12 protein-coding genes and 1 tRNA gene are annotated in these 14,212 nt (G+C 68.3%); 9 read left to right on the forward strand and 4 right to left on the reverse strand.

Features of this window, described 5'->3' with window-relative positions:
* Positions 1 to 120: 120 nt before the first annotated feature.
* Together ACQP2O_RS54240 and ACQP2O_RS54245 are read left to right on the forward strand one after the other, a co-directional pair.
* Positions 121 to 1,116 carry an ArsA-related P-loop ATPase gene (locus ACQP2O_RS54240; RefSeq protein ID WP_433178504.1) on the forward strand — a complete coding sequence of 332 codons (996 nt, stop codon included), beginning with the start codon at positions 121 to 123 and terminating at the stop codon, positions 1,114 to 1,116.
* On the forward strand, positions 1,113 to 2,267 hold the full coding sequence (locus ACQP2O_RS54245) for an ArsA family ATPase (RefSeq protein ID WP_433178506.1): 1,155 nt from the start codon (positions 1,113 to 1,115) through the stop codon (positions 2,265 to 2,267). Before ACQP2O_RS54240 ends, ACQP2O_RS54245 begins: the two co-directional genes overlap by 4 nt.
* A 113-nt stretch (positions 2,268 to 2,380) precedes the next feature.
* On the opposite strand, the gene ACQP2O_RS54250 is transcribed toward ACQP2O_RS54245, so the two are convergent.
* Complete coding sequence (locus tag ACQP2O_RS54250; RefSeq protein WP_360900099.1) at positions 2,381 to 2,689, reverse strand: WhiB family transcriptional regulator; 309 nt, start codon at positions 2,687 to 2,689, stop codon at positions 2,381 to 2,383.
* A 239-nt stretch (positions 2,690 to 2,928) separates the two neighbouring features.
* Here ACQP2O_RS54250 and ACQP2O_RS54255 point away from each other — a divergent pair, with 239 nt between their 5' ends.
* Positions 2,929 to 5,214, forward strand: coding sequence for a penicillin-binding protein (locus ACQP2O_RS54255; protein WP_433178509.1), 2,286 nt, complete (start codon positions 2,929 to 2,931; stop codon positions 5,212 to 5,214).
* Between the two features lie 61 nt (positions 5,215 to 5,275).
* Here the strand turns inward: ACQP2O_RS54255 and ACQP2O_RS54260 are convergent, their stop codons facing one another.
* Entirely contained in the window at positions 5,276 to 5,725 is a 450-nt protein-coding gene (locus ACQP2O_RS54260) for a GatB/YqeY domain-containing protein (protein WP_433178511.1), read from the reverse strand.
* Between the two features lie 74 nt (positions 5,726 to 5,799).
* On the opposite strand from ACQP2O_RS54260, the gene ACQP2O_RS54265 reads away from it, so the two are divergent.
* The 4 genes from ACQP2O_RS54265 to ACQP2O_RS54280 all read left to right on the forward strand — a co-directional run bounded on the left by ACQP2O_RS54265 (position 5,800) and on the right by ACQP2O_RS54280 (position 9,319).
* Complete coding sequence (locus ACQP2O_RS54265) at positions 5,800 to 6,690, forward strand: metallophosphoesterase (RefSeq protein ID WP_433178513.1); 891 nt, start codon at positions 5,800 to 5,802, stop codon at positions 6,688 to 6,690.
* Between the two features lie 251 nt (positions 6,691 to 6,941).
* Positions 6,942 to 7,739, forward strand: a complete 798-nt coding sequence (locus tag ACQP2O_RS54270; protein WP_433178515.1) for an ABC transporter ATP-binding protein — start codon at positions 6,942 to 6,944, stop codon at positions 7,737 to 7,739.
* A gap of 2 nt (positions 7,740 to 7,741) precedes the next feature.
* Positions 7,742 to 9,100: an FtsX-like permease family protein gene (locus ACQP2O_RS54275; RefSeq protein ID WP_433178518.1), complete on the forward strand. Its 1,359-nt coding sequence runs from the start codon at positions 7,742 to 7,744 to the stop codon at positions 9,098 to 9,100.
* Positions 9,101 to 9,245: 145 nt separating this feature from the next.
* Positions 9,246 to 9,319, forward strand: a tRNA-Pro gene (locus ACQP2O_RS54280).
* A gap of 161 nt (positions 9,320 to 9,480) precedes the next feature.
* Here the strand turns inward: ACQP2O_RS54280 and ACQP2O_RS54285 are convergent.
* Complete coding sequence (locus tag ACQP2O_RS54285; protein WP_433178520.1) at positions 9,481 to 9,672, reverse strand: DNA-binding protein; 192 nt, start codon at positions 9,670 to 9,672, stop codon at positions 9,481 to 9,483.
* Positions 9,673 to 11,316: 1,644 nt separating this feature from the next.
* Here ACQP2O_RS54285 and ACQP2O_RS54290 point away from each other — a divergent pair.
* Both ACQP2O_RS54290 and ACQP2O_RS54295 read left to right on the forward strand, forming a co-directional pair.
* Complete coding sequence (locus ACQP2O_RS54290; RefSeq protein ID WP_433178522.1) at positions 11,317 to 12,447, forward strand: acyl-CoA dehydrogenase family protein; 1,131 nt, start codon at positions 11,317 to 11,319, stop codon at positions 12,445 to 12,447.
* Positions 12,447 to 12,989, forward strand: a complete 543-nt coding sequence (locus ACQP2O_RS54295; protein ID WP_433178524.1) for a flavin reductase family protein — start codon at positions 12,447 to 12,449, stop codon at positions 12,987 to 12,989. The genes ACQP2O_RS54290 and ACQP2O_RS54295 overlap by 1 nt, the downstream gene beginning before the upstream one ends.
* A 270-nt stretch (positions 12,990 to 13,259) precedes the next feature.
* On the opposite strand, the gene ACQP2O_RS54300 is transcribed toward ACQP2O_RS54295, so the two are convergent.
* Complete coding sequence (locus ACQP2O_RS54300) at positions 13,260 to 13,919, reverse strand: hypothetical protein (protein WP_433178526.1); 660 nt, start codon at positions 13,917 to 13,919, stop codon at positions 13,260 to 13,262.
* Between the last annotated feature and the right edge of the window lie 293 nt (positions 13,920 to 14,212).

Genomic DNA, 14,212 nt, shown 5'->3' on the forward strand with positions numbered 1-14,212 from the left:
CTCACCTTTCTGACGGCCGATTCCCTCATGTCCGACACTAGTCGTCGGATACCCCGAGGTGTCAGATGTCACTTTCCGGCGCTGCGAACGCGTCGGCGGACGGACGATAACCTCACAAGGGTGAGCGGGAGAGACACCGACTGGGACGGTGTACGACTGCACGTCGTCACCGGCAAAGGCGGCACCGGGAAGACGACGGTGGCCGCCTCCCTCGCGCTGGCGCTGGCCGCGGGCGGCCGGAAAGTCCTGCTCACCGAGGTCGAGGGCCGCCAGGGCATCGCCCAGCTGTTCGACTGCCCGCCGCTGCCGTACGAGGAGCGGAAGGTCGCGGTCGCGCCCGACGGCGGCGACGTCTACGCCCTCGCGGTCGACCCCGAAGAGGCGATGCTCGACTACCTCGAGATGTTCTACAACATCAAACGGGCGGGCAAGGCGCTCACCAAGCTGGGGCTCATCGACTTCGCGACCGCCATCGCCCCGGGCCTGCGCGACGTCCTGCTGACCGGCAAGGCCAGCGAGGCGGTCCGCCGCCGCGACAAGAGCGGCCGGTTCATCTACGACGCGGTGGTGATGGACGCCCCGCCCACCGGCCGCATCGGCCGGTTCCTCAACGTCAACGCCGAGGTCGCGGGGCTGGCGAAGGTCGGCCCGATCCGCAACCACGCCGACACCGTGATGAAGGTGATCCGCAGCCCGGAGACCGCGGTCCACTTCGTCACGCTCCTGGAGGAGATGCCGGTCCAGGAGACCCTGGACGGCATCACGGAGCTGCGGGAGATCGGCCTGCCCGTCGGCGGCCTCGTGGTCAACATGGTGCGGCCGCCGCTGCTGGACCCGGAGGACCTCGCCCTGGCCGCCCGCGACGAGCTCGACGTCGAGGCGATTCGCATGGGGATCAAGGCGGCCGGCGTCGAGGACCGCACCGCCGAGATCGCCGACGCCCTCGCCGTCGAGGCCGCCGACCACGCGCGCCGCACCGCCCTGCAGGAGCGCGAGAAGGCGCGCCTGGCCGAGGCCCACGTGCCGCAGTACGAACTACCGATGCTCAGCGACGGCATGGACCTCGCCGGCCTGTACGAGCTCGCCGCCGATCTGAGGACGCAGGGAGCAGCGTGAGCGCCGCAGCCGTGAAGGACCCGCCGGCCTTCTGCATCGACGACCTGATCGACGACCCCGACACGAAGATCATCGTCTGCTGCGGGTCCGGAGGCGTCGGCAAGACCACGACGGCCGCCGCCGTGGGCGTCCGCGCCGCCGAGCGCGGCCGGGACGTCGTCGTGCTCACCGTCGACCCGGCCCGCCGGCTCGCCCAGGCGCTCGGCCTCACCGAACTGGACAACACCCCGCGCCTCGTCGAAGGCGTCGACGGCGAGCTCTACGCGATGATGCTCGACATGAAGCGCACCTTCGACGAGATCGTCGAGGCGCACGCCGAGCCCGAACGCGCGCAGCAGATCCTGGCCAACCCCTTCTACCAGTCGCTGTCGTCCAGCCTGTCGGGCACGCAGGAGTACATGGCGATGGAGAAGCTGGGCCAGCTGCACCGGTCCGGCGACTGGGACCTCATCGTCGTCGACACGCCGCCGTCGCGGTCGGCCCTGGACTTCCTCGACGCGCCGGAGCGGATGGGGCGGTTCCTCGACGGCCGCCTGATCAAAATCCTGATGGCCCCGGCCAAGGCGGGCGGGCGGTTCGGGATGAAGGTCGTGACCGCCGGCTTCGGGATGTTCACCAGCGCGATCACGAAGGTGCTCGGCGGGCAACTGCTGAAGGACGTCCAGACGTTCGTGCTGGCCTTCGACACGATGTTCGGCGGGTTCCGCGAGCGGGCGGAGCAGACCTACCGCCTGCTGCAGGCGCCCGGCACGGCGTTCCTCGTCGTCGCCGCTCCGGAGCCCGACGCGCTGCGCGAGGCGTCGTACTTCGTCGAGCGCCTCGCCGAAGAGCAGATGCCGCTGGCCGGAATGGTCGTCAACCGGGTGCACCGCTCGGACGCGTCGGAGCTGTCGGCCGTACGCAGCCAGGCCGCCGCGGAGACGCTGGACGACCGTGGGACGCATCCGCTGACCGCCGCGCTGCTGCGCCTGCACGCCGAGCGGATGCAGGTCACCGCGAGGGAGACGCGGCTGTGCGAGAGCTTCACCTCATCGCACCCGACGGTGCCCCGGGCCACTGTCGCGGCCATGGCCGAAGACGTGCACGACCTCGAGGGGCTCCGGTGCATCGCGCGAGAGCTCGCGGGTGAACTGGAGGAACCGGCCGCCTGAGGGGCCGGCCCGTGTGCTGAGCCTCGCGGGTGAGCTGGAAGAACCGGCCGTCTGGGGCCGGTTCATGTACTGAGCCTGGCCGGCCGGGTGCGGCCAGGCCGTCGATCCGCCGATCAGCTCGCGACGAGCTCTTCGTCCGGGTCCTGCGTCGCCTCGTACTGCTCCTTGGCGGTCTCCAAGAGCTCTCGCCACGACGAGACGTCCGGGCGACGGCGGAGCAGCGCGCGGCGCTCGCGCTCCGTCATGCCACCCCATACGCCGAACTCGATGCGGTTGTCGAGAGCGTCGGCAAGACACTCGGTGCGCACTGGGCAGCCGCGGCAGATCAGCTTGGCCCGATTCTGAGCCGCCCCCTGCACGAACAACGCGTCGGGATCCGCGTTACGGCAGGCGGCGCGGGCGGTCCAATCCGTGATCCACATCTTGGCCCCACTCCCCTTGGGTCGGTTGTCGTTTGCGAGCCCCGGCCGGACGGGCGCGGACGTCAGGCCGCCATACGAAAGCCGTGGGGAGAAACTTACGGAAGAGCGCGGCGCTTCAACAGCCCCCGTAGGGTCCATTCTTGAGATAGCCCCTACGGGCCATAGGAAGGCAACGAACTAGTCATCCCTCTTCACGGGGCGTCCCATATGCACCTCTCGTCCCGCGTAACCTATGTCCCGTGACTCAGAGATCAGATCAGGAACACGCCATCATCAAGCTGCTACGCCTCCTCGGGGCAGCGATCGTGGCCGGGCTTCTGGTCGGTCTCATCGCCCTGCCGGCCGTCGGGAGCGCCGGCATGGCGACCCGCGACGCGGCCGACGGGTTCAAGAACCTCCCGGACGACTTCAACATCCAGCCGCCGCCGGAGCGGACCACGGTCTACTCCGCGGACGGCCAGGTGATCGCGACGTTCTTCCACCACAACCGCGAGTCCGTGAGCCTCGACCACGTCGCGCCGATCATGCAGAACGCCGTCATCGCGATCGAGGACTCCCGCTTCTACCAGCACGGCCCCCTCGACATGAAGGGCTCCGTCCGGGCGCTGATCACCAACGCCCAGGAGGGCGGTGTCAAGCAGGGCGGTTCCACGCTGACCCAGCAGTACGTCAAGAACCTGCTGGTCGAGGCCGCGGACACCCCGGCCGAGCTGAACGCCGCCAACGCCCCGAACGTCGGGCGGAAGCTGCGGGAGCTGCGCTACGCCGTCAACATCGAGAAGCGGCTCACCAAGCAGCAGATCCTGCAGGGCTACCTCAACATCGCCTACTTCGGCGCGGGCGCGTACGGGGTCGAGGCGGCGTCCCAGCGCTACTTCAGCAAGGACGCCACCCAGCTCACGCTCCCGGAGGCGGCGCTCCTGGCCGGCATCACGAACAGCCCCGTCGCCTACGACCCGACGCTCCACCCGGACCACGCGCTCCAGCGGCGGAACACCGTGCTCTACCGCATGGCCGAGCTGAAGATCATCACCAAGCAGCAGGCCGACCAGGCCGCCGCCACGAAGATCAAGCTGCACCCCAAGCTGCCCAAGAGCGACTGCGTCGACAGCAAGGCGCCGTTCTTCTGCGAGTACGTCAAGACCGAGATCCTCGGCAACCCGGCGTTCGGCAAGACGTCCGCCGACCGTGTGAAGCTGCTCTACCGCGGTGGCCTCACGATCCGCACCACGATCGACATGAAGGCCCAGAGGGCCGCGCAGCAGGCGCTCTCCCGGCGCCCGAGCCACAGCCGGACCGCCACCGAGGCGATGGTCAAGCCGGGCACCGGCGAGATCAAGGCGATGGTCGTCAGCAAGACGTACGGCGACAGCATCAAGCACGGCGAGACCACGCTCAACCTCGCCGCCGACTACGCGCACGGCGGCAACCTCGGCTACTCGGCCGGGTCCACCTTCAAGGTCTTCACGCTGGCCGCAGCGCTCGACAAGGGCATCGACGTGGGCACCTCGCTCCCCGCGCCGTACAGCACGACGGTCTCGGGCTTCCGCGACTGCAAGGGCAACGGCTCCGAACCGTGGCCCGTGCAGAACGCCGAGAAGTCCAAGGGCAAGACCGCCAACCTGCAGACCGGCACCTGGGAATCGGTCAACACCTTCTACGCCGAGCTCGAGCAGAGGGTGGGCCTGTGCGACTCCGTCAAGATGGCGGAGAACTTCGGCCTGAAGCGCGCGGACGGCAAACCGCTGAAGCAGGTGCCCTCCCAGGTGCTCGGCGCCAACGAGATCGACGTCACGCACCTCGCCGCCGCCTACGCCGGGTTGGCCGCCCGCGGCGACTACTGCACGCCGATCGCGATCACCGACGTGACCGACAGCGCTGGTAAGAAGATCCGGGTGCCGAAGTCCAAGTGCTCCAAGGCGGTCGACACCGAGACCGCCGATGAGGTCACCAAGATCCTGCAGGGCGTTCTCACCAAGGGCACGGCGGCGGGCATGGGTCTGGGCCGTCCCGCGGCGGGCAAGACCGGCACGTGTGAGAGCTTCACCTGCGCGGTGTTCGCCGGGTACACCCCCGACCTCGCGGCGGCCGTCTGGTACGGCGACCCCGCGGCGCCGTGGGCGAACCGGAACTACGGCGTCTACGGCAAGGACGTCGCACCGATCTGGCGGGCGTCGATGAACGGCGCGCTGAGCGGGGTGCGCGCGTCGTCGTTTCACACGCCGGTGAACGACTTCGGCAACCTCGACCAGGCGAAGGTCCCGGACGTCCACGGCATGCCCGTCGGCCAGGCCAAGCAGCAGATCGAGAAGGCCGGGTTCACGGTGCAGGTCTCCCCGCGCGCGGTCGACTCGACCCAGCCCGCGGGCACGGTCGTGTACACCTCGCCGAGCGCCGGCAACCAGGTCGACCAGACCACCACCGTGATGCTGTTCGTCAGCAACGGCAACGGCGTCCCCAGCCCCGGCCGAGGCAAGAAGAACGGCAAACCCAACAAGGGCTGGCCGTTCCCGTTCGGCAACTGACCGGAACGGGAAGGTCCCGCGCGCGGCTCCGACCGCGCACGGGACCTTCTCTTTTGGTCCGTCAGCCGGCGAGCTGGCGCTTGACCTCTGCCGACACCCGCTTGCCGTCGGCGCGGCCGGCGACCTTCGGCGTCACGGCCTTCATCACCTGGCCCATGGCGCGGGGCCCCTCCGCGCCCGTCTCGGCGATCGCCGTACGGACGAGCTCGGCCAGTTCATCGTCGGACAGCTGGGTCGGGAGGTAGTCGTCCAGGACGACGCCCTCGGCCCGCTCCGCCTCCGCCTGCTCCGTACGGCCCGCGTCGGCGAACGCCTCGGCCGCCTCACGGCGCTTCTTGGACTCCCGCTGCAGCACCTTGACGACCTCGTCGTCGGAGAGCTCGCGCGCCTGCTTGCCCGCGACCTCCTCGTTGGTGACGGCCGTCAGCGCCATGCGGAGCGTACGGGTGCGCACCTCATCGCGTGCCTTCATCGCGGCCGAAAGGTCGGCCCGCAGCTTCTCCTTCAACATGAGAACAATCTTGCCCTGCTCACGGGCTTCGGCGCCCGGCAATAATCGGGGCGCGGTTCTGGCACGATGGAAGCGTGCGAAAGAGATACGGGGTCCCCCTGGGCGTCGTCGGCACCGGGATCGCCGGAGTCGGTTACGCCTCACTGATCGAGCGCAACTGGTTCCGGCTACGCCGCTACGACGTACCGGTGCTCGCCCCCGGCCGGCGGCCGATCAAGATCCTGCACATCTCTGACACGCACCTGACCCCGGGCCGCCGCCGGATGATCAAATGGGTCAGCGCGCTCGACGCCCTCGAGCCCGACCTCGTCGTCAACACCGGCGACTCGATCTCACACCCCGACGCCATCGGCCCGTTCCTGGACCTGCTCGGGCCGCTGCTGGACCGCCCCGGTGTGTTCGTGTACGGCTCGAACGACATGTACTCCCCGGTCCCCAAGAACCCCGCGCGCTACCTCTGGCGCACCAGCCGGACCGACTACAACAGGCGCACCGTGCCCGACCTGCCGTACCGCGAGCTCGGCGCCGCGATGACCGCCGCGGGCTGGCTCGACCTCAACAACGCCACCGGCACTCTCAAGGCCGGCGACACCGAGATCTCGTTCGGCGGCATCAACGACTCCCACATCGGCAAGGACCGCTACGACGCGATCGCCGGCCCGGCCCAGGGCCCGCTCCGCATCGGCGTCATGCACTCACCCGAGCCGCGCAACCTCGACCGGTTCGCCAGCGACGGCTACCAGCTCCTGCTGGCCGGCCACACGCACGGCGGCCAGCTCTGCGTGCCGATGTTCGGCGCGCTGGTCACCAACTGCGGCATCGACCGCGCCCGCGTCAAGGGCCTCAACCGGCACGGCCCCGCCTGGCTGCACGTCTCCGCGGGCCTCGGCACCTCCCCGTGGGCGCCGGTGCGCTTCTGCTGCCCGCCGGAGGCCTCCCTGTTGACGCTGGTCCCGTCCGCCTGAACCTCCCGTCGTCCACGCCGTACGGTCAGTGCGGATCCTCCGCAGCCCTGACCGTACGGCGTGGACGACGGCGGTCGCCGATGCGCACCGCACGGCGGACGGCCGCCTGCCGTGTCGGGTGGCTCCCACCGCCCGATGAAGGTGTCACTACGTCCACCCCCGATCGGCGTGTTACGCCGATCGTCCCGATCGTCGGCCGTCCGTAGCGTCTTCCATGTACGGCGCACGGGGCGCCCACCGGGAGGTAGACGATGGCAGGAACAGGGCGCGGAGGCACCGCACAGCACCGGACGGCCGAGGCCCTCCGGCTCTTCGCGGTCAGCAAGACGTACGGTGAGGCGAGCACCCGGGTCACCGCGCTCGACAACGTGTCGCTGACGCTGCCGTCCGGAACGTTCACGGCGGTGATGGGGCCGTCGGGCTCGGGCAAGAGCACGCTGTTGCAGTGCGCCGCGGGCCTCGACCGGCCGACGCGAGGACAGGTCCTCGTGGCCGGGGCCGAGATGACCGGGGACGATGAGACGGCCCTGACGAAGTTCCGCCGGGAGCACGTCGGGTTCATCTTCCAGCACTTCAACCTGCTGCCGACGCTGACCGTCCTACAAAACGTCATGCTCCCGATGCGGTTGGCCCGGCGGAAGGTGGACCGCGCGTACTGCGAGACGATCCTCCAGCGGGTCGGACTCAGCGGCCGGCTGAACCACCTGCCGGCGGAGTTGTCCGGTGGGCAGCAGCAGCGCGTCGCGATCGCCCGGACTCTGGTGTCCCGGCCGAGCGTGATCTTCGCCGACGAGCCGACCGGGGCCCTGGACACTCAGAGCGCCCGCGAGGTCCTCGCCCTCCTCCAGGAGGCCGTGCGCGCGTTCGGGCAGACGGTGGTGATGGTGACCCACGACCCGGTCGCGGCCTCCTATGCCGACGCGGTGCTGTTCCTGGCCGACGGCCGGATCGTCGGACGGATGACACACCCCACGGCCGAGGCGGTGGCCGAGCGCATGACCCATCTCGGTGACGCCGTCGCCGACCGGCACGCGATGGCGGCGGTGTGACCATGTTCGCTCTCGCACTCCGATCGTTGCGGCGACGTGCCGGCGCGTTCACGGCGACCTTCCTGGCGATCTTCCTCGGCGCGACGATCCTCATGGCCTTCGCCTCCCTCCTCGACACCTCCCTGGGCGAGGGAGTGTCGTCGGCGAACCGGGAGACGTTGGTCACAATGGCGAACGTCGTCGGCGGCTGGGGCCTCCTCATCGTGATCTTCGCCGTCGCCTCCACCCTGACCCTGTCGGTGCGCCAGCGCGGCACCGAACTCGCCTTGCTGAAGAGCATCGGCGCGACACCCGCCCAGATCCGCCGGATGATCGTCGGTGAGGCGGCCGTCGTCGCCGTCATCGCGGCCGCATCGGCCATACCTCTCGCGCTCCTGGCCGGCCACGGGCTCTTCGCCATGCTCGTCCACACCCACCAGCTCGCGCCGAACGTCGAGTACGTCTTCGGGCCGATCGCCCTCAGCATGGGGCTCGGCATCACGTTCGTCGCCGCGACCGCCGCCGCGACGCTGGCCGCCCGACGTGCAACCCGTGTACGTGCGGCGGAGGCCATGACCGAGGCCACGACCGAACCCGGCCGGATGACCAAGAAGCGGATCGTCGCGGCATGCGTCTTCCTCGCCCTCGGCGTGTACCTCGCCGTGCTGACCGTCACCGTGATGCGCGACAAGGCCACGGACGCGATGTCAACGGCCGGCTCGGCCGACGGCCTCGCCGCCATCGGGTTCGCGCTGCTCGGACCGGCACTGATCCGGAAGGTCATCGCGATCGCGGCCGTACCGCTGGAGCGCCTGGGCGGAGCGAGCGGCCACCTGGCCGTACAGAACCTCCGCCGGCGCAGTAACCAGATGGCGACCGCACTGATGCCGATCATCCTGTTCACCGGCATCAGCGTCGGCACCCTCTGCATGCAGAGCACCGAGAACGCCGTCACCGCCACCGCAGGCGTCGCCAAGACCGCCGATCAGAAGAACATCGAGACCCTCAACCTCGTCGTCATCGCGATGATCGCGCTGTTCGCGGCCATCATGCTGATCAACACCCTCGTCGCCGCGACGACCCACCGCCGCCGCGAATTCGCGCAACAGCGTCTGGCCGGCGCGACGCCCGTGCAGGTCCTGCGCGTGGTCGCGCTCGAAAGCACCGTGCTGACCGCCACCGGCGTCCTGTTCGGCGCGATCGCCTCCCTCTTCACCAGCATCGCGTACAGCAACGCCCGCGCCGACACCTTCCTCCCGAACTCCGGCGCCGGCATCTTCCTGGGAATGGTCACCCTCGCCGCGGTCCTGACCTTCACCGCGAGCCTCGGCACCGCCCGGCGGACCATCCGTACCCCCGCGATCGACGCCGTGACCGCCTGACCTCCATCGATCCCGTACGAGCCGATTCGAGGGCCGGCTCGTACGGGCGTCGTCGAGACGGTCGCGGGGGATACTGTGGCGCGAGCATGGTCGAATGTCCGCTAGACTCGTCGAGGCGCAGGCGTTGAAGACGACCTGTGACCACCGGGGTGTAGCGCAGCTTGGCAGCGCGCTTCGTTCGGGACGAAGAGGTCGTGGGTTCAAATCCCGCCACCCCGACAGAGAAGGCCAGGTCAAGGGCCGGTTTCCACTAAGTGGAGACCGGCCCTTGATCATTTGTCCGCGGTTCGTCCGTGGGATTGAACGTCCCGAGGGGGCACGATCCGGGCGCAAAGAATCTTGAGGAGCGCTGACGCGGTTGGCGTCGTCGCCGTCGATGTTCAAAGCGCGACGCAGCTCGGCGCACCCGAGACGCGGTAGTTGCGGCCGATTTTGGTGACCTTGCAGGGGAAGCCGCCCTCGCGGGCGAGGCGGTAGGCCTTGGCCCGCCCGAAGCCGAACGCTCGTCCGGCGGTCGGGACGTCGACCGTCGCAGGCAGGCGGCGTACTTCCTCGATACTCATCGGTTCCATCTGTGCTTCCTTCCCTCGTCGGACCCGAGGCGGGGTCGCTTGGGGAGCGGTACGGCGCTTGAGTGCGCTGACAATCGGTGTCCGCGGATTGTCCGCCGATCGTGCGGCGCTTGGTGGAGACGTGCTCGGCCATCCAGATGTTGGTCGGGAGCTGGTCGGTCTCGATCAGGTTGGCGATGAGGCGGTCGGGCTCCAGGTCGCCGGCGCCGAGCCATCCGTAGGTGAGCGTCAAGATGGCGAAGTCGCCGTCCTCGTGGAGGTCGATCTGCGCGGCGAGCCGGATCTCGCCACCATTGCCTGCTCACGCGCCGCCCCCAGGGCAGAAGCGACGAGAAATAACTGCGTCATTCGTCTGGTCTCTCATAGCGTCCAGACAGTAGAGGGCGGAAATCAGGGGGCCGTTAGCTCAGGGTCAGCGGAATCGTCCCTCGGTCGGCCGTGTCTTTGTGGGTCAGTTGATCGCGTCTGGTTCGAGAGCGTGCAACCGTCTTGGCTCATGTCCCTGGACGGTCGGTCACGGCATCGGCGCTCGGCCAGACCACCGACCGCCTGTCGGGGGCAACGGGTTCACGAACGGGGAGCTATACCGAGAAGTCCAATACGACGACGGCAGCACCGACAAGTTCCTCCGCCGGTTGTGGCGCGACCTCTATCCCGACGAGCCGTTTCCCGGCAGCTGAGCCATCATCGGGAGGCCTGTGCAACCGGAGCCTCACGGCCTCACGGCCGGGTGTTTTACGAATTTCCCTACACATGTCAAGAACGCCCTGACAGGCGTGTCCCACCCACTCGTGCTGGGACACGCTCGCAGTAGGACGGAAGCGGCCGGACCTCGGCCTGTGGGCGGCGCTGCGCGCCGTCCTCGGCCGGGCCGGCCACCCGGTCACGGTCTTCACACAGGTGCACGACCCGATGGCCACAGGTGCCGACCCTCCGGGCCCCTGACCAACCGGCTTTGGCCACCCGCTGGAACACGAGCCTGACCGGAACTGTTGAGCCCGGCCCTGGTGGCTCCCCCCATTCCGCAGTCAAGACCACGCGCCCAGACAGGCACGTGTCACCACCGGTGATGGGGACACGTTCGCGGCAGGCCAGGCCCTGCCGGACCACGGCCGCTTGGCTGCTTGGGACGGTCATATATGCCAGCGCCGACTGTGGCGTGTCCGTACCCGCGCGTGCCATGTCCGCTGGCCACGGCCGCGCCGCGATCCACACGATCCATTTCCTGCCCGCATCGGCGAAATGTTCTCGCGGCTCGAGTGAACCGACCGGGTCTAATCTCCGTAGTCGCAAGTGAACAAACATGCCCGAAGCGCGTCCAACCGCGCCCACGCCGGAGTCGAAGACCTCATCCGTACCAACAAGGCCATGGACCTATCCAAACCGCCCAGCCAGTCTGGACGGTCAACGCCGACTGAATCCTGGCGGCCAACCTCGCCGCCGGCTTGGACGGCTGGACGCGCTTGCTCGCCATCGAATAGGTGGCCTCCTTTTGACAAAGGAGGCAATCATCGCCGTTTTTGGTGCCCTGAGCTGCGATTGCTATTGCATAGAGCCGCGTTTCGGTGCGAGGCCTGAATCCTAGAAGTAAAGTTCGCGGACGAGCGCCCTCCTCTCATCCCTTCGAAAGAAAGATCACCTGCAATGGACGACATGTTGCTGGATGCTGCCCGTAAAACGGTGCCGATACTGTCGGCGAATGCGGCACGAACTGAACGCGAGCTGCGGCCCGCGCCGGACAGCGTGGCGGCGGTGCGGGACGCAGGCTTGTTCGCTCTGGCGGTGCCCGGCGAAGCCGGTGGCCTTGACGCCGACCTGCGCACATTCGTCGAGGTACTCGCCGAATTGGGACGTGGCTGCGCCTCGACCGCCTGGGTCGCCGGGCTGTCCGCCGCGACCAAGAAGACGACCGCGTCGATCGTCTCTGACGCGGCCCGCGAGGCTCTCCTGGCCGATCCGGATGCGGTCGTGTGCGGCTCCACTGTGGCCCAAGGCGTCAGCGGTGAGCGCGTGCCCGGCGGCCTTCGGATCTCTGGGCGGTGGGCGATGGCCTCCGGCTCCGAACTGGCGTCCTGGGCCATGGCCATGGTGCCGCTGACGGGCGACACGCCGCCGACTGTCTGTATCACGGTCATACCGGTATCGGACTTGTCGATCGAACGTACGTGGAAGGCGGCGGGCCTGGCCGGGACGAGCAGCCACACCCTCGTGGCCGAGAACATCGTCATACCCGAAAGGCTCGTTACGTTCCCGAACGGGTCCGGCCCGCAGATCCCGCAGGAACTGGTGTTCATGGGCGGCCTAGCGGCGCTCGCGCCGATGATCGGAGCAACACGCGGAGCGCAGGATCTTGTCGCGGCAGCGATCGCCGGCAAACGGGCACCGTACGCGACCACCTACGCCCGAGTCGCGGATTCCCCATTGGGCCGGTACTGGTTTACCGAAGCGCTACGGCGCACCGAAACGGCCATGCAGCGGACATTGCAGGTGGCAGACGTCCTGGATGCGTTGCGTCCAGGTGCGGCGATGCCGGTGGAAGAACGGATCAGGCTGAGAGTGGAGCTGTCGACAGCCGCACGGGAGTGCCGCGAGGCGATGGAACTGCTGCTCGATCTACACGGTGCGAGCGGATTCGCCGATGACAACCCGCTGCAGCGCTTCTGGCGCGACGTCGCTGTCGGCACCCGGCACCCGTACTTCACGCCGTACATCCTCGCCGAGGACCACGGCCGTGTCGCCTTCGACGTGATGCCCACTGTCTCGCTGACCCTGTGATGACCTCGGAACTGTTCAAGGACATCATGCGCTACCAGGCCGCCACGGTCGTCCTCATCACCACGGACGACGGCCGGGTCGGCCTGACGGCGACATCACTCACCTCGGTGTCTGTGAATCCACCGCTCGTACTTTTCTGCGTGGCCGGAACGGCGTCCGCGTGGCCGGCCTTGTCCGTGACGGACCGAATAGGCATACATCTGCTCGGCGAGAATGGCCAGGAGTTGGCCCGCAGATTCTCCACCACGGGGATCGATCGATTCGATCACCCGGCAATCGGTTACGACAACGGTCTGACCTCGGTCGCCGGCGCTGTCGCCTGGCTCGAATGTCGGATAGTCGACCGTATCCCGGCGGGTGATCACCACATCGTCCTGGCCAGGCCGGTCAGGGGCGGACACGGCGGCCGAGACCAGCGCAAACCGCTGCTGTATCACGACCGCCGGTATGCCTGGGTCACGGAGCCGAAGGAGGAGACGAGGCCCGGTGAGGCATTAGCGGACGGCGCCGAAATCGCCGGGATCATCGACGAAGCGGTTTAACGCCGATTGCTGAGCCTGTTTAAAGGTCAGGCTGCTCGGTTTGGCTGGCCAGATGTTAATGGCTTGTGGCTTTTCCTGCCAGTGCACGAACAGCTCGATCCCACCATCGTCGTACTCTGACGCCCCCCTGAACAACTTGTCGCGGCGGACCCTCGACACGGCAAGACACAAGCTCGGCTGGACCGAGCCCAACGGCAAGGGCGGTCGATACAAGCACGGCTCACGCCGCAGAAGGCTGGACGAGTTGGTCACTACGACGCTGGCGGCACATCACATGTGAACGTCTGCGACGCACCATGCGCGGGCGCTGCGGGGGGCGAGTTCGACGGTCCAGGTGCTGGTCTGTCCATCGTTCTCCAAGGACAGTTTCGCCTGGGCCTTCGTGCCGTTGACCGTTGGCGTGCCCTCGACGTTGGCGAGGTAGTACTGGTGCAAGACCCGCTGTTCGAAGTCCGTCACGTACGGATCAGCGTCGGGACAGGTGACGGCGTGCAGGGTGACGGCGTCCCGGGATTGGATCCCGTCCACGAGCGTGGTCGCGGTCGAGAGCGCGCTGTCCTTTCCCGGGCCCGGGTTGCGGACAAGCCAGCCGGGCCAGACCAGCGCGGTCACCAGCACGACGGCGAGGAGTATCAGGGCAGCGCCAGCACCGCCGATCAGCAGCAGCGGGACGGGCCGGGGCGGGGCGGGCGGTCGCGGGCCGGGCGGTCGCGAGCCGGGCAGGTAACCGGGGCCGCCCGGACCGGGTGGCCCACCCGGGCCCGGATGCCATCCCCCGCCGTCCGGCTGCTCTCCTCGGGATTGGACTTTCTGCTTCTCCTCCCTCTTCTTCGCCCTGCTGGCCCTGAACCAGACACCGAGGGCACCGGCCAGGGCGATAAGACCACCCCTGAGGGCCCCGCTGACAACCACATGCGCAAGATCAGTCATTCCAAAAAGACTAACGTGTCTGTTTGAGTGCACGGAAGCCTTCTCACCTTGTGGCTGGGCCTGACCAGTAGTACATGTTGGCTTTGGCGATTGGTTGAGACCCGTTCGCCGTTACGGAATGCGAGCGGTGTATCCAGCGGCCCCAACCAGGCTGCCCACCAACAGAACACCTGACCGCGTTGCTCGTCGAGACCGTGCGCGGCACGGGCGTCTACGTCGTCGACCAAGCCGCCAGCGACGAGTAGTGCTCCGCACACTCACAGAGCACGACCGGCCAAAGCGCTCTCCGGAGG

This window comes from Actinoallomurus sp. CA-150999, from assembly GCF_050942425.1.
Classification (GTDB): Bacteria; Actinomycetota; Actinomycetes; order Streptosporangiales; family Streptosporangiaceae; genus Actinoallomurus.